This is a genomic window from Streptomyces sp. NPDC047841, assembly GCF_040704085.1.
In the GTDB taxonomy this organism is placed as follows: Bacteria; Actinomycetota; Actinomycetes; order Streptomycetales; family Streptomycetaceae; genus Streptomyces; species Streptomyces argyrophylli.
This window is the reverse complement of sequence record NZ_JBEYRP010000003.1, coordinates 24,075-44,086: the sequence shown is the minus strand read 5'-3', so window position 1 is coordinate 44,086 and position 20,012 is coordinate 24,075. Positions and strand designations below refer to the sequence as shown.

Below are 20,012 nucleotides of genomic sequence, written 5' to 3'. Positions count from 1 at the left end.
CCATGACGTCTTCGACCCCTTCGAACCCCTCCGGCCCCGCGCGGCCCTCCAGGCGCGACCGTGCCGAGGCGCTGCCCGAGGAGCTGCGGGAGGCGCTGCGGCGGCGGCTCGCCGGACGGGCCGGCGGCGCGGCCCCGGCCGCCCGGCAGGGCATCCCGCGCGCCGACCGGGACCGCCCGCTGCCGCTGTCGTTCGCGCAGCAGCGGCTGTGGTTCCTGGCCCGGTTGCGCCCCGGCGACGCCCGCTACAACAGCGCCGTCGCCGTCCGCCTCACCGGCGCGCTGGACCACACGGCACTGGGCGGGGCGCTCGCCGCCGTCGTCGCCCGGCACGAGGCCCTGCGCACCACGTTCGAGGAGACCGACGGCCTGCCGGCGCAGCGCGTCCACCCGGCGGGCCCGGTGCCGCTGCCGGTACGCGACGCCGGCGACCTGGACGCGGACCTGCTCGCGGAGTACTCCCGCCCCTTCGACCTGCGGCACGGGCCGCTGCTGCGCGCCCTGCTGCTGCGCGAGTCGGCGACCTCGCACGTCCTGCTGCTGACGGCCCATCACATCGTCACGGACGGCTGGTCGATGGGCGTGGTCCTGGACGAGCTGTGCACCGCCTACGACGCCCTCGCGCGCGGCGCCCGGCCGGACCTGCCCCCGGTGCCCACGCAGTACCCGGACTTCGCGGTGTGGCAGCGCGAACAGCTCTCCGGGCCCCGCCTCGAACGCCGTCTCGGCCACTGGAGACGGCAGCTGGCGGGAGCGGTGGCACCCGAACTCCCCCTGGACCGGCCCCGGCGCGGCGAGGAGGCGGGCGCGGGCGCCGTCCACACCTTCACCGTCCCCGCCGCCCTCACCGCGCGGCTGCGCGACCTCGCCGCGGAACAGCACAGCACCCTCCACACCGCCCTGGTCGCCGCCACCCAGGCCCTGCTGGCCCGCTGGTCCGGCCAGGACGACATCACGGTCGGCTCCCTCACCCCCGGCCGGTCCCGCACCGACCTGGAACGGACCGTCGGCTTCTTCGTGAACACCGTCGTCCTGCGCACCCCGGTGGACGCGTCCGGTTCCTTCCGCGTCCTGCTCGCCAAGACGGCCGGCACGGTCAACGACGCCTTCGCCCACGGCGACACGCCGTTCGAGCGGATCGTGGAGGCGGTCGGCGCACCCCGCGAGGCGGGCCGCAACCCGCTGTTCGACGTGATGGTCCTGCTGCACCCCGACCCGCCCGCCGCGACCGCCCCGAGCGGCCTCGCCACCACCCCGGTCACCGTGCCCCGGCAGGCGGCCACCTTCGACCTGAGCATCGAGTTCGTGCCCGACGGCGCGGGCCTCGCCGGTCTGCTGGAGTACCGCACCGACCTGTTCGACCCGGCCACGGCCGAGCGGCTCGCCGGGCAGCTCCTGCGCCTGCTGGAGGGCGCGGCCGAGACACCGGACCGCCCGGTGGGCGCCCTGCCGCTGCTGTCCGAGGACGAGACACGGCGTGTCGTCCACGACTGGAGCACCGGCCCCCGGAACCCCGTGGACGACCTCACCCACCCGGAGATCTTCGAGCGCCGGGCGGCCCGCACCCCCGGCGCCCTCGCCCTCGTCGCGGGCGGCGAACGGCTGGACTACGCCACCCTCAACGCCCGCGCCAACCGGCTCGCCCACCACCTCATCGCGCTCGGCGCCGGCCCCGAACGGCTGGTCGCGCTGCGGCTGCCGCGCACCGCCGACATGATCACCGCGATCCTCGCCGTCTGGAAGTCCGGCGCCGGCTACCTGCCGCTGGACCCGGCCCTGCCCGAGGAGCGCGTCCGGTACCTGCTGGACGACACCCGCCCGGCCCTGGTCCTGGACGAGGCCGCCCTGCGCGCCGTACCCGCGAGCGCCCCGGACACCGACCCCACCGACGCCGACCGGCGCGCCCCGCTGGACCCCGGGCACCTCGCGTACGTCATCCACACCTCCGGCTCCACCGGCCGCCCCAAGGGCGTCGCCGTGTCCCACCGCTCGGCGGCGCACCTGCTGGCCGCGCACCGGTCCGGGTTCGTCGCCGAGGCGGGCGGCGGCCCGCTGCGAGTCGCGCTCACCGCGTCGTTCTCCTTCGACACCTCCCTCGAAGGCGTGCTGCTGCTGGCCGACGGCCACCCGCTGCACCTGGTCGACGAGACGACCCGGATGGACCCGGCCGCCCTGGTCGCGTACGTCGTCGAACACCGCGTCGACTTCCTCGACGTCACCCCATCCTACCTGCGCCAGCTGCTGCCCGCCGGGCTGCTCACCGACCCCCGGCACCGCCCCCGGGTCCTCATGCTCGGCGGCGAGGCGGTCGGGCCCGCGCTCTGGCGTGAACTGGCCGCCCACCCCGACGTGACCGCCCACAACTTCTACGGCCCCACCGAGTGCACGGTCGACGCGCTGTCCTGCCGCATCGACGGCGACCGCCCCCTGGTCGGCCGCCCCCTGCCCGGGGTGCGGGCCTACGTGCTCGACGACCGGCTCCAGCCGGTGCCGCCCGGCGTCGGCGGCGAACTGTACCTCGCGGGCCCCCAGCTGGCCCGGGGCTACACCGGCCGCCCCGGCCTGACCGCCGCCCGCTTCCTCGCCGACCCCTACGGGCCGCCCGGCACCCGCATGTACCGCACCGGCGACCTGGCCCGCTGGACCCCCGACGGCCGCCTGGACTACCTCGGACGCGCCGACGACCAGGTCAAGGTGCGCGGCCACCGCATCGAGCCCGGCGAGATCGAGGCCGCCCTGCTCGCGCTGCCCGGCATCGCCGCCGCCGCGGTCGCCGCCGTACCCGACGCGCACGGCCACACCCGCCTCGCCGCCTACGTCGTCCCCGCGCCCGGCGCGCCCCGGCCCGCCCCCGCCGACCTGCGCGCGGCCCTGCGCCGGGTGCTGCCCGACGCGCTGGTGCCGTCCTCCTTCACCCCGCTGGACGCGCTGCCGCTGACCACCAGCGGCAAACTGGACCGGCGCGCCCTGCCCGCGCCCGAGACCAGCGCCGCGGAACGGGAGTTCGTCGCTCCCCGCACCCCCGCCGAGGAGACCCTGTCCGCCGTCTGGGCCGAGGTGCTCGGCGTGGACCGGGTCGGCGTCACGGACAACTTCTTCGAACTGGGCGGCGACTCCATCCTGAGCATCCAGGCCGTCTCCCGGGCCCGCGCGGCCGGCCTCAGGATCGGCTCGCAGGACGTCTTCCGGCACCAGACGGTCGCCGACCTGGCCGCCGCCGCGGCCCGCCGCACCCCCGGCCCGTCCGCGCCCCGGCGCCCGCACGAGGACGGGCCCGCCCCGCTCACCCCGGTCCAGGAGTGGTTCTTCGCCACGCACGGCCCGCTGCGGCACTTCAGCATGTCGATGCTGCTCGACCTGCCCCAGGACCTCCACGAACCGGCACTGCGACGGGCGCTGGACGCCGTGGTGGACGCACACCCCGCCCTGCGCGCCCGCTTCACCCGCACCGGGGACACCTGGCGGCAGCACCCCGGCACCGGCCCGGCCACCGGACTGCTGACCCGCCACGGCCCCGGCACCCCGCCCGCCGAGGCCGCCGACGCCGCCCGCGCCGCCCTGGACCCGGCCACCGGGACCCTGCTGCGCGCGGCCATGCTCACCGGCGGGGAGCGCCCGCGCCTGTTCCTCACCGCCCACCACCTGGCCGTCGACAGCGTCTCCTGGCGGGTGCTGCTCACCGACCTGGCACAGGCCTACCGGCAGGCCGCGGCCGGGGAGGAACCCCGGCTGGAGCCCGAGCACACCCCGTTCGCCGGCTGGGCGCGCGAGCTGGCCGAGCGGGTGCGGGCCGGCGACCTGGACGACGACCTGCCCCACTGGACGCGGGAGACCGCGCCGCCGCGCACCCCGCTCCCCGTCGACCTCCCCGGCACCCCGCTCGCCGGGTCCGTGCGCACCGTCCGCACCCGGGTGGACCGGGCCACCACCGAGGCGCTGCTGCGGCGGGTGCCGGGCGTCTACCGCACCCAGGTCAACGACGTGCTGCTGAGCGCGCTGGCCCGGGTGCTCGCCGACTGGACGGGCGAGGACCGGGTGACCGTCGCCCTGGAGGGCCACGGCCGGGAGGAGGAGCTGGCCGAGGGCGCCGACCTGTCGCGCACGGTCGGCTGGTTCACCACCCAGTACCCGGTCACCCTGACCCCGGCGGGTCCGCGGGACTGGGGGGCCACCCTCAAGGCCGTCAAGGAGCGGCTGCGCGCCGTGCCCCGCCGCGGCCTCGGCTACCAGGCCCTGGGCCACCTCGGCTCGCCCCGGCCCGAGGCGAGGGCCCTCGGCGGACTCCCGCTGCCCCAGGTGTGCTTCACCTACCACGGCCAGTGGGAGGCGCCCGCCGGCGGGGACTTCGCACCCGTCGCCGACGTGCCCGGCCGGGACATCGACCCCGGCGCGCCGCTGGACCACCTCCTGGACGTCTCCGCCCTGGTCGCCGACGGCGAACTGGAGATCACCTGGCACTACAGCGACCAGGTGCACCGGGCCGGCACCGTACGGCGGCTGGCCGACGGCATGGTGCGGGCGCTCGCCGCCGTCGCCGAGCACTGCGCCCGGCCCGGCGCGGGCGGCCGCACCCCCTCCGACTTCCCGCTGGCCCGGCTGGACCAGGCCGGCGTGGACCGCCTGGCCGGCGACGGCCGGGACGTGGAGGACCTGCTCCCGCTCACCCCGCTCCAGGAGGGCATGCTCTTCCACCGGCTGGTCGGCGGGCCGGACGACGTGTACCTCGACCAGGCCGCGCTCCTGCTCGAAGGGGTGAGCGACCCCGACGCCCTCGCCCTGGCCTGGCAGCGCGTGACCGACCGCACCCCCGCGCTGCGCACCTCGGTGGTGTGGGAGGACGTGCCGGTGCCGCTCCAGGTGGTGCACCGCCGCGTCACCGTGCCCGTGGAGCAGGTGGACTGGCGGGAGCTGGAGGCGGGGGAGCGGGCCGAGCGGCTGGACCGGCTGCGCGCCGACGACCTCGCGCGCGGCCTGGACCTCGGCACGGCCCCGCTGATGCGGCTGACCCTGGTCCGGCTGCCCGGGGCCCGGCTGAAGCTGCTGTGGACCTCCCACCATCTGATCCTGGACGGCTGGAGCCTCGCCCAGGTGCTCACCGACGTCTTCGAGGAGTACGCGGCGCTCACCACCGGCACCGGGCACCGGCCGCCGGTACGGCGGCCGTTCGCCGACTACGTGCGCTGGCTGGCCGGCCAGGACACCGAGGCCGCACGCGCGCACTGGCGGACCGTCCTCGCCGGATTCGCCACCCCCACCCCGCTGCCCGCCGACCGCGTCCGCCGCCCGGGCCACGAGACCCGCTCCGCGGACGTGCACACCGCCGGGCTCTCCCAGGAGGTCTCGGCCCGGCTGGCGCGCACCGCCCGCGCGGCCGGACTCACCCTCGGCACCGTGGTGCAGGGCGCCTGGGCGCTGCTGCTGTCCCGCTACGGCGCCGAGCGGGACGTGCTGTTCGGGACCACCGTCTCCGGACGCCCCGACGACCTGCCCGGCGTCGAGTCGATGGTCGGCATGTTCATCAACACCCTGCCCACCCGCGTCCGCGTGGACGGCGGCCGTACCGCCGCCGCCTGGCTCCGGGAGCTCCAGGAGGCGCAGGCCGAGGCACGGCGGTACGCCGCGGTGTCCCTCGCCGAGCTGACCTCGCTGAGCGACGTACCCGCCGCCAGCCCCCTGTTCGACAGCATGGTGGCCTTCGAGAACTACCCCTTCGACCAGGCCCGTTCGGCAGGCACCGGGATACGCCTGACGGACGTGTCCGCCCGCGACGCCACCAACTACGCCCTCGTGCTGCGCGCCTACCAGGGCGAGCGGTTCGGCTTCGACCTCGCCTACGACCCCGCGCTGTTCGACGCCGCGACCGTGCGCGCCCTCGCCGGCCGGCTGTGCCTGCTGCTCACCGAGCTGGCCGACGACCCGGACCGGCCCGTGCGCGCGCTCGCCTGGACGACCGCCGAGGAGCGGCGGCGGATGCTGGCCGACTGGAACGGCACCGAGGAGGGCCGGCCCGCCGACACCCTGGACGCCCTCTTCACCGCCCAGGCCGCCCGCACCCCCCGCGCCGAGGCCGTCACCTGCGGCGACGACCGGCTCGACTACGCCACCCTGGACGAGCGCTCCGGCCGGCTCGCCCACCGGCTCGCCGAACTCGGCGCCGGGCCCGAGACGTTCGTCGCGCTCGCCCTGCCCCGCTGCACCGACCTCGTCGTGGCCGTCCTCGCCGTCCTCAAGACCGGCGCCGCCTACCTGCCCGTCGACCCCGCGCTGCCCGCCGAACGCGTCCGGGACCTGCTCGCCGACGCCGCCCCGGTGGCACTCGTGACCACCACCGGCACCGCCGTCGACACGGCCGTGCCGGTCCTGCCGCTGGACGACCCCGGCGTCCGCGCCGACCTGGCCCGCCGCCCGGCCGCCGGCCCGGTCCGCCGCGCGCTGCCCGAGAGCCCCGCGTACGCCATCTTCACCTCCGGCTCCACCGGCCGGCCCAAGGGTGTCGTCGTCCCGCACGCCAACGTGGTCCGGCTGTTCACCCGCACCCGGCCCTGGTTCGGCTTCGGACCCGGTGACGTGTGGACCCTGTTCCACTCCTACGCCTTCGACTTCTCGGTGTGGGAGCTGTGGGGCCCGCTGCTGCACGGCGGCCGGCTCGTCATCGTCCCCGAGGACACCGCCCGTTCCCCGGAGGACTTCCTGCGCCTGCTCGCCGACGAGCGGGTCACCGTCCTCAACCAGACCCCCTCCGCCTTCTACCCGCTGATCCGCGCCGACGCCGAACTGCCGGACGTCAGCGCCCGGCTGGCGCTGCGCACGGTGGTCTTCGGCGGCGAGGCCCTGGACGTGGCCCGGCTCGGCGACTGGTACGCCCGCCACCCGGACACCGCGCCCCGCCTGGTGAACATGTACGGCATCACCGAGACGACCGTGCACGTCACCTACGCCGCGCTGGACCGCCGGGCGGCCCACGCCGGCACCGCGAGCCCCATCGGTACCGGCATCCCCGACCTTCGGCTGTACGTCCTGGACGACGCGCTGCGGCCGGTGCCGCCCGGCGCCGTCGGCGAGCTGTTCGTCGCCGGCGAGGGCCTGGCCCGCGGCTACCTGAACCGGCCCGGCCTCACCGCGGCCCGCTTCCCCGCCGACCCGTTCGGCCGGCCCGGCACCCGCATGTACCGCACCGGCGACCGGGCCCGCTGGCGGGCCGACGGCACCCTGGAGTACCTGGGCCGCGCCGACCAGCAGGTGAAGATCCGCGGCTACCGCATCGAGCCCGGGGAGATCGAGGCCGCACTGCACCGCCACCCGGACGTGGGCGTGGCCGCCGTCGGCGTGTACGAGGACTCCGCCGGCACCCGCCGGCTGGTCGCCCACGTCGTCGGCACCGGCAGCGGCGACCGCGCCCTGCCACCGCCGCCCGCCGCCGGCCTCCGCGCGCACCTGGAGGGGTTGCTACCCGCGCACATGGTGCCGGCCGCGTACGTGCCGATGGCCGCGCTGCCGCTCACCGCCAACGGCAAGCTCGACCGGCGCGCCCTGCCCGCGCCCGGCCCCGACGGCTTCGCCGCCGACGGCACCCGGACCCCGCCGCGCACCCCGGCCGAGCGGCTGGTCGCCGCCGCGTGGGCGGACGTCCTGGACGCCGGGGAGGTCGGCGCCGACGACGACTTCTTCGCCCTCGGCGGCGACTCCATCCTCGCCGTCCGCGTCACCTCCCGGCTGCGCGCCGCCTTCGGCACGGACGTCTCGCCCCGGCTGCTGTTCACCCACCCCACGCTGTCCGCGCTCGCGGCGGCGCTGGGCGAGCCCCGGGACGGGAGCACCGCCAACGGCATCCCGGCCACCGACCCGGACACCTCGGCACCCCTGTCGTACGCCCAGCAACGCCTGTGGTTCCTCGACCGGTTCGAGCCGGACAGCACCGAGTACACGACCCTGTCCGTGCTGCGGCTGCGCGGCCCGCTCGACACCCCGGCGCTGCGCACCGCCCTGGACGGCCTGGTCGCCCGGCACGAGTCCCTGCGCACCACGTTCACTGAACAGGACGGCCGAGCCCGGCAGTCGGTCCGCCCCGCGCACCCCGTGGACCTGCGGGTCGACGACCTCGCGCAGACCGCCGGCGCGGACGCCGGCCCGCGAAGCGCCCTGGACGCCCTCCTGGAGCGCGAGGCCGCCACCCCCTTCGACCTGGCCACCGGGCCGCTGTTCCGCATCCGCCTGGTCCGGTGCGCCGCCGACGAGCACGTCCTCGTCCTCGCCCTGCACCACATCGTCACGGACGGCTGGTCCGCCGGTGTACTCGCCCGTGACCTGGGCGAACTGTACGCGGCGGCCCTGGAGGACCGCCGTCCCGACCTGCCCGCCCTGCCGGTTCGCTACGCCGACTACGCCTCCTGGCAGCGCGCCCGCGCCGAACGGGCCGAAGCCGAACTGGACTACTGGCGCGCTGTGCTGGACGGCGTCACCTCGCTGGAGCTGCCCACCGACCGGCCGCGTCCGGCCGTCCGCACCCGCGACGGCGCCCTGGTGACCTTCACCCTGCCCGCCGCGCTCACCGAGCGGCTGCGCGAGCGGGGCCGGGAGGCCGACGCCACCCTCTACATGACACTCGTGGCCGCCTGCCAGGTCCTGCTCGCCCGCTGGGCCGGCCAGGAGGACGTCACCGTCGGCACGGTCACCGCCGGCCGGGAACGGCCCGAACTGCACGACGTGGTCGGCATGTTCGTCAACACGCTGGTGCTGCGCGCCCGGGTACGCCCCGACCTGCCCTTCCGGGAGCTGCTGGCCGAGGTGCGCGACACCGTCCTGGAGGCGTTCGCCCACCAGGAGGTGCCCTTCGAGCGCGTGGTCGACGCCCTCCAGCCCGAGCGGGACACCAGCCGCACCCCGCTGTTCCAGGTCATGGTCGCCCTGCACAACCTCGGCGCCGCACCGCCCCGGCTGCCCGGCCTCGCGGTGGAGCCGGTCATCCCGCCGGTCCGCAACGCCACCTTCGACCTCGCCTTCGACTTCGCGGAGACCGACGGCGGACTCACCGGCTACCTGGAGTACAACACCCGGCTCTTCGACGCCGGCACCGCCGAAGGCCTGGCCGCCCGGCTGCGCGTCCTGCTGGAGGCCGCCGCCGGCGACCCGGAGCGGGCCGTGGGCCGGCTGCCGCTGATGACCGACGGCGAACGGCGCCAGGTCCTGCGGTACGGGCAGGGCGCCCGGCTGCCCGAGCCGGACACCACCTTCCCCGCCCTGTTCGAGGAGCGGGCCGCCCGCGGCCCGCACCACACCGCGCTGGTCGCCCGCGACACCACCCTGGACTTCGCCGCGCTGAACGAGCGCGCCAACCGGCTGGCCCACCACCTGATCGCCCGGGGCGCCGGCCCCGAGGACGTGGTCGCCGTACGGCTGCCGCGCACCTCCGGCCTGATGGTGGCGGTGCTCGCGGTCCTCAAGGCGGGCGCGACCCTGCTCTGCCTGGACCCCGGACTCCCCGAGGAGCGGGTGGACCTCCTGCTCGCCGACGCCCGGCCGCACACCCTGCTGACCGGCCTCGACGAGGTGCCCTGGGACCGGCTCCCCGCCCACGACCCGGCCGACGCCGACCGCGTCCGGCCGCTGCGGCCCGGGCACACCGCCTACATCGTCTACACCTCCGGCTCCACCGGCCGCCCCAAGGGCGTCGCCGTCGAGCACCGGCAGCTCGTCAACCTGTGCCACGACCACCGGGCGGGCCTGCTCGCCCCGCACACCCACGGCGGGCGGCGGCTGCGGGCCGCGCTCAGCGCCTCCTTCTCCTTCGACACCTCCTGGGAAGGTCCGCTGCTCCTCGCCCTCGGCCACGAGGTCCACCTCGTCGACGAGGACGCACGCATGGACCCGCAGGCGTTCTGCGCCCAGGTCGCCGCCCACCGCCTGGACCTGGTGAACGTCACCCCGTCCTTCCTGCGCGAACTGACCGCCGCGGGCCTGCTCGCCCCCGGCCGTCACCACCCCCGCCTGCTGCTCGTCGGCGGCGAGGCCGTCACCCCGGCCGACTGGCGCGCACTCCTCCGGGCCGAGGAGCGGTCGGACGTGACCGTGTACAACATGTACGGCCCCACCGAGTGCACCGTCGACGCCGTCTACGGCCGCTTCGCCGACCGGCCCGACCGCCCGGTCATCGGCCGCCCCGGCGGCAACCTGCGCGCCTACGTCCTCGACGGCGCCCTGCGGCCGGTGCCGCCCGGCGTGCCCGGCGAGCTGTACCTGGCCGGCGCCCAGGTGGCCCGCGGCTATCTCAACCGGCCCGGGCTCACCGCCGGCCGCTTCCTCGCCGACCCGTTCGGGGCGCCGGGGGAGCGGATGTACCGCACCGGGGACCGGGTCCGCTGGGACCGGGACGGGCTGCTGGAGTTCCTGGGCCGGGTGGACGAACAGGTCAAGATCCGCGGGTTCCGCATCGAGCCCGGCGAGGTGGAGGCCGCCCTCCTGGCGCACCCGGACGTCGCCGACGCCGCCGTCGCCGTGCGCGACCACGCCGGCCGCCCCATGCTGGTCGGCTATGTGGTGCCCTCCGCCGGCCGGGTGCCGTCCGCCGACGACCTGCGCCTCGCCCTGCGCCGTACCCTGCCCGGCCACATGGTGCCCGCCGCGTTCGTCCCGCTGGCCCGCATCCCCCGCACCACCAGCGGCAAGACCGACCGGCGCGCCCTGCCCGCGCCGCCCGCGCAGCCCGACAGCACCACCCCCTACGTGGCCCCCCGGCCCGGCACGGAGGAGCGCCTCGCCGCGATCTGGGCCCAGGTGCTCGGCGTCGAACGGGTCGGCGCGCGCGACAACTTCTTCGCGCTCGGCGGCGACTCCATCCTCAGCATCCAGATCGTCTCCCGCGCCCGGCAGGCCGGACTCGCCCTCACCACCAAGGACGTCTTCCGTCACCAGACGATCGCCGAACTCGCCCTGCACGTACGGGAGTCGGCGCCGAGTCCGGTCGCCGCCGAGGAGACCGGCGAGGCGCCGCTGACCCCGATCCAGCACTGGTACCTCGACGGCCGCGACCCCGGGCAGCGGCTCCGGTTCACCATGACCCAGCGCCTGGAACTCGCCGCCGGCACGGACGGGCCGGCGCTGCGCACCGCCGCCGACGCCCTCGTCCACCACCACGCCGCCCTGCGCACCCGCTTCCGCCGCACCGCCGACGGCTGGCGCCAGGAGGTGCTGCCCGAGGCCCCGGACGGCGTCTTCACCCGGCACGACGCCACCGGGCTGGACGACACGGCACTGGAGAGCGAGGTCCAGCGGCTCACGGAGGAGGCCCAGGCCGCGCTCGACCCCGTCGAGGGCCGGGTCGTCCGCGTCCTCTTCTTCGACCGGGGCCCGCGGCGGGCGGGCCAACTCGTGATCACCGCCCACCACCTGGTGATCGACGGCGTGTCCTGGCGCATCCTGCTCGCCGACCTGGAGACCGCCCACGCGGCGGCCGCGGCCGGCCGGCCCTGCGAACTGCCCGCCACGGGCACCTCCTACGGCACCTGGGCCGCCCGGCTCGACCGGCACACCCGCTCCGGCGCCCTGGACGCGGACCTGCCGTACTGGACGCGCACCGCCGCGGCCCCGGCCGAGCTGCCCGCCGGACGGCCCGGCCCCAACACCCACCGCACCGCCGCCACCCTCACCGTCACGCTGGACGCGGAGACGACCGACGCCCTGCTGCGCCAGGTCCCGGAGGTCTACCGCACCCAGGTCAACGACGTCCTGCTCAGCGCCCTCGGCCGCACCCTGGCCCGCTGGGGCGGGCGCGACACCGTCCTGCTCGGCGTGGAGGGACACGGCCGGGAGGACCTGTTCGCGGACGTCGACCTGGCGCGGACCGTCGGCTGGTTCACCGCAGAGTTCCCGCTCGCCCTGCGCGTCGGCCCGGACGCCGGCTGGCACGACACCCTCCGCTCGGTCAAGGAGCAGCTGCGCGCGGTACCGCTGCGCGGCCTGAGCCACGGCGCCCTGCGCCACCTCCTGCCCGGCAGCCCCCTCACCGGCGCCCCGACACCCCGGGTCGGCTTCAACTACCACGGCCAGTGGGATGCGGACGGCACCGGCGGGCTGCTGCGCGGCTCCCTGCCCCCGGCCGGCCGGGACACCGACCCCGACGAACCCCGCCCCTACCTGCTGGACGTCACCGGAGTGGTCCAGCGGGGCCGCCTCGAACTCGGCTGGACCTACCCGGCGGCCGTCTACGACGAGGCCACCGTCCGCCGGCTCGCCGACGAGACCCTCGCGGCCCTCCGGGACATCGTGGCGTACTGCGCCCGGCCCGGAAGCGGCGGCCGTACGCCCTCCGACTTCCCGCTCGCCGGCCTCGGCCAGGACCAGCTGGACCGGCTCGTCGGCACCGGCCGGCACGCCGAGGACGTCCTGCCGCTCACCCCGCTCCAGTCCGGCATGCTCTTCCACGGCCTCGTGGACACCGAGCACGCCTACTTCGACCGCACCGCCGTACGCCTGTCCGGCGTGACCGACCCGCGCGCGTTCGCCGCCGCCTGGCAGCAGGTCGCCGACCGCACCCCGGTGCTGCGCAGCAGCGTGCACTGGCAGGGCCTGCCCCACCCGGTCCAGGTGGTCCACCGGCACGCCGAGCTGCCCGTCACCCACCTCGACTGGCGGGCGCTGACCCCCGAGCGGCGCGCCGAGGCCACCGAGCGGCTGCTCGCCGAGGACCGCGCGGCGGGCATGGACCTCACCACCGCGCCGCTGACCCGCCTCACCCTGGCCGCCCTGCCCGGCGACGAGGTGCTGCTGCTCTGGTCGACGCACCACATCGTGCTGGACGGCTGGAGCACCGGGCAGCTCCTCACCGAGGTGTGCGAACGCTACGCCGCCCTCACCGGCGGCCCCGACCCGGCGCCCCCGGTACGGCGGCCCTTCGCGGACTTCCTGCACTGGCTGCGCGAGCAGGACGAGCAGGCCGCCGAGCGGTACTGGGCCGACACCCTGGCCGGGTTCACCGCCCGCACCCCGCTGCCGTACGACCGCACGCCCGCCGAGGCCCACCGCGCCCGCTCCGCCGCCGCCGTCCACCACGAACTGGACGCGCGGGTCTCGCAGCGGCTGCGGGAGGGCGCCGCCCGCGCCGGACTCACCGTCAACACCGTCGTGGAGGGCGCCTGGGCGCTGCTGCTGGCCCGCTCCAGCGGCCGGGACGACGTGGTGTTCGGCACCACGGTGTCCGGCCGCCCGGCCGAACTGCCCGGCGTCGAAGGCATGATCGGCATGTTCATCAACACCGTGCCGGCCCGTGTCCGCGTCCCGGCCGGGCCCGTGCTGCCGTGGCTGCGCGGGCTCCAGGACCGGCAGAGCGACGCCCGCCGCTTCGACTTCCTCGCCCTGCCCCGCATCCAGGGCGTCAGCGAAGTCCCGCCCGGCGAGCCGCTGTTCGACAGCATGGTGGTGTTCGAGAACTACCCCGTGGACGAGTCGGCCACGGCCCGCACCGGCGTCCGGGTCGAGGAGGTGCGCGCCGACGACGCCACCACCTTCCCCTGGTGCCTCCGCGCCCACCTGGCCGAACGGCTCGCCTTCGACCTGGCCTACGACCCCGCCCTGTTCGACCCCGCGACCGCCGAGCGCGCCGCCGGCCGGCTGGCGGCCCTGCTCACCGGCCTCGCCGACGGGTTCGACACCGACCTGGCCGCCCAGGACCTGCTCACCCCGGCCGACCGCGACCTGCTGGCCGCCTGGAACACCACCGCCCGCCGGGCCGCCCCGCGCAGCCCGGTGGACCTGTTCGCCGAGCAGGCCCGCCGCACCCCGGACGCGGTCGCGGTCCGCGACGGCGCGCGCGAGCTGACGTACCGCCACCTGGCGGACTGGGCGGCTTCGCTGGCGGCCCGGCTGGTGGCCGGCGGGCTGGCGGCCGAGGACCGGGTGGCGCTGCTGATGGACCGCTCCGCCGAACTCGTCGTCGCCCAGCTCGCCGTGCTCATGGCCGGCGGCGCCTACGTCCCCGTCGACACCCGGGCGCCCGAGGAGCGCCGCCGCATCCTGCTCGCCCAGGCGGGCGCGACCGTCCGGCTCACCCCGGCCGAGGTGACCGCCGCCCGCGCCGGCGCCGGCGCGGAGCAGGAGCCGATACCGGCCGCCGACCCCGACCGGCTGGCGTACGTGATGTTCACCTCCGGCTCCACCGGCCGGCCCAAGGCGGTCGCCGTACGGCACCGGGACGTGGCGGCACTGGCCACCGACAGCCGCTTCGCCGACGGCGCGTGCGCGCGGGTGCTGCTGCACTCGCCGGTGGCGTTCGACGCCGCCACCTTCGAGGTGTGGGCGCCGCTGCTGAACGGCGGCCGCGTCGTCGTGGCCCCGGCCGGCGGCGTGGACGCGGCCCTGGTGCGCCGGCTGGCCGGCGACGGCGAGCTGACGGCCCTGTGGCTGACCGCCGGACTGTTCCGGCTGCTCGCGCAGGACGCCCCCGACTGCTTCCGGGGCCTGAGGCAGGTGTGGACCGGCGGTGACGTCGTCCCCGCCCCGGCCGTGCGCCGGGTGCTGGCCGCGTGCCCCGGCCTGACCGTCGTCGACGGCTACGGCCCCACCGAGACCACCACCTTCGCGACCTCCTGCGCCCTCACCGACCCGGCGGCCGTGCCCGGCACCGTCCCCATCGGCCGGCCGCTGGACGACATGCGGGTGCACGTCCTCGACGCCCGGCTGCGGCCCGTACCGCCGGGCTGCCCCGGCGAGCTGTACGTGGCGGGCGAGGGCGTCGCCCGCGGCTACCTGGACCGCCCCGGCGACACCGCGGCCCGCTTCCTCGCCGACCCCTGCGGCCCGCCCGGCACCCGGATGTACCGCACCGGCGACCTGGCCCGGCGACGGCCCGACGGCACCGTCGAGTTCCTGGGCCGCGCCGACGACCAGGTGAAGATCCGGGGCTTCCGGGTGGAGCCCGGCGAGGTCGAGGCCGCCCTCGCCGCCCACCCGGGCGTCGTGGACGTGGCCGTGCTGGCCCGCGAGGACCGGCCCGGCGCCAGGCGGCTCGTGGCCTACGTCGTCGGACCGGCCGGACAGGACGCCGAGGAGCTCAGGGAGTTCGCCGCCCGCACCCTGCCCGACTACCTCGTCCCCGGTGCCGTCGTCCCGCTCGCCGCCCTCCCGCTCAGCCGCAACGGCAAGGTCGACCGCGCGGCGCTGCCCGCACCCGAGGCCCTGCCGGGCCGCACCCGGGTCGAGCCCCGCACCGAGGCCGAGCGCCGCACGGCGGCCGTCTTCGGCGAGGTGCTGGGCAGCGAACCGCCCGGTGTGGAGGACGACTTCTTCCAGCTCGGCGGCGACTCCATCCTCAGCATCCGGCTCGCCTCCCGGCTCGCCGAGACCTTCGACACCGACGTCACCCCGCGCGCGGTGTTCACCCACCCCACCCCGGCGGGACTGGCCCGGCTGCTCGACGCCCGGCGGGGCACCGGCCGGTCGGCGATCGCCCCGGCCGGCCGCGACGGGGCCGCGCCGATGTCGTACGCCCAGCAACGCCTTTGGTTCCTTGAGGAGTTCGCACCCGGCGGCGCCGAGTACGTCACCGCGCTCGCCCTCCGGCTGCGCGGCGGCCTGGACACCGGTGCCCTCCGCGCGGCCCTGACCGCCCTGGCGGCCCGGCACGAGTCGCTGCGCACCACCTTCGACAGCGTCGACGGGCACGGCGTCCAGCGCGTCCACCCGCCCCACGAGGTGCCGCTGCCCGTACGCGACCTGTCGCGGACCGCCGACCCCGAGTCCGCCCTGCGCGGGCTGCTCGCCGAGGAACGCTCCCGCCCCTTCGACCTGCGCCAGGGCCCGCTGCTGCGCACCGGTCTGATCCGGCTCGCCGACAACGACCACGTGTTCACGCTCACCCTGCACCACATCGTCACCGACGGCTGGTCCACCTCCGTCCTGCTCGGCGACCTCGCCCACCTCTACCGCGCACAACTGGGCGCCGAACAGGGCGAACTGCCGGCACTGCCGGTGCAGTACGCCGACTACGCGCGCTGGCAGCGCGGCACCGGGGACACCGGCGCCGACGAGCACCTGGCCTACTGGAAGGAGCAGTTGGCGGACGCCCAGCCGCTGGAGCTGCCCACCGACCGGCCCCGGCCGCCGGTGCGCACCAGCGCCGGCGCGACCACCCGGCTGGTGGTGCCCGCCCGGACCGTCCGGCGGCTGACCCGGCTCGCCCGCGACCACGGCACCACCCTCTTCACCGCGCTCGTCGCCGCCGCCCAGGCCCACCTCGCCCGGCTCTCCGGCGCCGAGGACATCACCGTGGGCACCGTCGCCTCCGGCCGCGAGCGGCCCGAGACGCAAGGTCTCGTCGGGTTCTTCGTCAACACCCTGGTGCTGCGCTCCCGGGCCGGGGCGCGGGAGCCGTTCACCGGGTTCCTCACCGCCGTACGGCAGACCGTCCTCGACGCCTTCGCCCACCAGGACGTGCCGTTCGAACGGGTCGTGGACGCGGTGGACCCGGTCCGCGACACCAGCCGCAGTCCCCTCTTCCAGGTCATGGTCGTCCTGCAGAACACCCCGTCCGCCGGTCTCGACCTGCCCGGCCTGGACGTCACCGACGTCGAACCGGAGTCGGAGCAGGCCGCGTTCGACCTCACCTGGGAGTTCGCCGAGGCCGGCGACGGAGCCCTGCACGGCCTGCTCACCTACAACACCGACCTGTTCGACCCGGCCACCGCCGACCGGATGGCCGGACAGCTCGGCACCCTGCTGCACGCCGTCGCCGAGGACCCCGGCCGTCCGCTCGGCGCCCTGCCACTGGCCTCGGGCGACGAGCTGAAGACCCTGCTGGACCAGGGCCGCGGCACCTTCCGCCCGGTGCCCGAGACGACCCTGCCCGCCCTGTTCGAGCGGCAGGCGGCCCGTACCCCGGACGCGGTCGCGCTGCTCGACGGCGACCGGGAGCTGACCTACGCGGAGGTGGACCGGGCGGCCAACCGGCTGGCCCACCGGCTCGTCCGGGACGGCGTCGGACCGGAGCGCGTGGTCGCCCTGGCGCTGCCCCGCTCGGCGGCGACGGTCGTGGCCCAGCTCGCCGTCGCCAAGGCCGGGGGCGCCTTCCTGCCCGTCGACCCCGACTACCCGCCGCAGCGCCGGGAGTTCATGATCCGGGACGCGGGCGCCCACCTGGTCCTCGCCGATCCGGCCCAGGTGTGGTCCGCCGACGGACCGGACACCGCACCCGCGGACACCGACCGCACCGCGCCTCTCAGCCCCGCCCACCCCGCCTACGTCATCTACACCTCCGGCTCCACCGGCACCCCGAAGGGCGTGGTGGTCACCCACCGGGGCCTCGCCTCGTTCGCCGCGGCGGCCGCCGAGCAGTACGCGGCGGGCCCCGGCGACCGGGTCCTGCAGTTCGCCTCGCCCAGCTTCGACGCCTCCGTGCTGGAGCTGTGCGTCTCCCTGCTCAGCGGCGCCGCGCTGGTCACCGGCGAGGAGGGACCGCTGGTCGGGGAGCGGCTGGCGGAGGTGCTCGCCGAGCGCCGTGTCAGCCACGCCCTGATCCCCCCGGCGGCGCTGGCCACCGTCCCGGCGGAGACCGCCGCAGCCCTGCCCCGCCTGCGCACGCTCATCGTGGGCGCCGAGGCATGCCCGGCCGACCTGGTCGACACCTGGGCCCCCGGCCGGCGGATGATCAACTCCTACGGACCGACGGAGGCCACCGTCGTCGCCACCTGGACCGGCCCGCTCACCCCCGGCACCGGCGCCCCGTCCATCGGGCGCCCCGCCGGCGGCATCCGCGTCCGCGTGCTCGACGCCGCCCTGCGTCCCGTACCGCCCGGCGTGACCGGCGAGCTGTACCTCGCCGGGCCCGGGCTCGCCCGCGGCTACCTGGGCCGGCCGGGACTCACCGCCCAGCGGTTCGTCCCCGACCCGTTCGGCGCGCCGGGGGAGCGGATGTACCGCACCGGGGACCTGGTCCGCTGGACCGCCGACGGCCGGCTCCGGTTCGCCGGACGCGCCGACGACCAGGTCAAGCTGCGCGGCTTCCGCATCGAACCCGGCGAGATCGAGAGCGCGCTGCGGCGCAGCCCGCTGGTGCGCGACGCGGTCGTGGCCGTACGCGCGGGGGAGACACCGGACGCGCCGTCCCGGCTGGTCGCCTACGTGGTTCCGGCGGAGGGGAGCGCGCTGGACGCGCCGGCCACCGGTCCGGCGGTCGCCGGCCGGCCCGCCGCCGGGCCGGCCGCCGGCGAGCCGCCGCTGCCCGTGGGGGAGTTGCGGCTGCACCTCGCCGGGCTGCTGCCCCCGCACATGGTGCCGTCCGCCTTCGTGCCGCTCGACCGGCTGCCGCTCACCCCGAACGGCAAGACGGACCGGCGGGCCCTGCCCGCACCCGGGCCCGCGCGGCACGCGGACGGCCCGAGGACCGCGCCGCGCACCGACACCGAACGCCGGATCGCCCGCATCTGGGCCGACGTGCTGGGCATCGACGAGGTCGGCGCCGACGACAACTTCTTCGCGCTCGGCGGCGACTCCATCCTGAGCATGCAGGTCGTCTCCCGGCTGCGCCGCGACGGCCTGCACGTGGCCACACGCGACCTGTTCACGCACCAGACCGTGGCCGCACTGGCCACCGTGGTCCGCGCCGCGCCCCGGCGCTCGGGGGACGGCCCGGTCACCGGCGAGGTGCCGCTCACCCCGATCCAGGAGTGGTTCCTGACCACCCCGCGCGCCGCACACCACCACTTCAACCAGTCCGCCCTGCTGGAACTCGACGGCGCCCCCGACCCGCAGGCGCTGGGCACCGCCCTGGACGCACTGCTGGAGCACCACGACGCGCTGCGCATGCGGTTCACCCGGGACGCCGACGGCTGGCACCAGTTCAACCCGCCGCCCGCCGCCGCCCCCGGCATCCTCGTCCGCCACGACCTGACCGGGCTGTCCGCCGAGGAGGCCGACGCCGCCATGGCCAAGGCCGCCGACGAACTGCACGCCGGCTTCGACCTGGCCCGCGGCCCGCACCTGCGCGCGGCCCTGTTCACCGGGGAACCCGACCGGCCCGCGTTCCTCCTGCTCGTCGCCCACCACCTGGTCGTGGACGCCGTCTCCTGGCGCATCCTGCGCGACGACCTGGAAACCGCCTACCAGCAGGCCCTCAAGGGCGGACCGGTCACGCTGGGGGAGCGCGGCACCAGCTTCCGCGCGTGGTCGCGGGGACTGGCCGCCTACGTCGCCGAAGGCGGCCTCGACCACGAACTGCCGTACTGGGAGAAGGCGGTGGACACCGAGCCCGCGCCACCCGCACCCCCCGCCACCGCACCGGCCGCCACCGTGAGCGTGGAACTCGGCGAGGAGGACACCACGGCCCTGCTGCGCTCGGCACCCACCGCCTACCGCACCCGGGTCAACGACGTGCTGCTCACCGCGCTCACCCTGGCGCTGGCCCGCTGGACCGGACGCGACCGGGTCCGCCTGGACCTGGAGGGCCACGGCCGCGAGGACCTGCTGGACGGCGTCGACCTGTCCCGCACCGTCGGCTGGTTCACCACCGTGTACCCGGTCGCCGTCCACGTGCCCGACCCCGGCGACCTCGGCCCCGATCGCGACTGGCGGTTGCTGGTGAAGTCGGTGCGCCGCCAGCTGCGCGCCGTACCCGGCAACGGCATCGGCTTCGGCGCGCTGCGCACCTTCGGGCCGCCCGAGGTCCGCGAACGCCTCGGCGCCAGTGCGCACAGCCAGGTGGTGTTCAACTACCTCGGGCAGTGGGACGCCCGCCCCGAGGCCGCGTCGGGCGGCCTGGTCCGCGCCGAGCACGGCTCCCTCGGGCAGGACCACGACCCCCGGGACCCCGGCTCGCACCTGCTGGAGGTGGTGGGCGCGGTGCAGCACGGCCGGCTCGCCTTCACCTGGCACCACCGGCCCGGCGTCCACGACACCGCGACCGTGCGCCGGGTGGCCGAGGAGTTCGCCGAGGCCCTGCGGCACCTCGCCCGGCACGCCAGGGGAGGCCGGTGACGCACTTCCGGCCCCGCGAGGCCCCGCACCGGCGCACCACCCCCCGGTACGGGCCGC

Annotated in this window: 1 protein-coding gene; it reads left to right on the top strand. The window is 76.8% G+C overall.

Features of this window, described 5'->3' with window-relative positions:
- Nucleotides 1-2 precede the first annotated feature (2 nt).
- Nucleotides 3-19,955, top strand: a complete 19,953-nt coding sequence (locus AB0947_RS04880) for a non-ribosomal peptide synthase/polyketide synthase (protein ID WP_366748831.1) — start codon at nucleotides 3-5, stop codon at nucleotides 19,953-19,955.
- Nucleotides 19,956-20,012 lie beyond the last annotated feature (57 nt).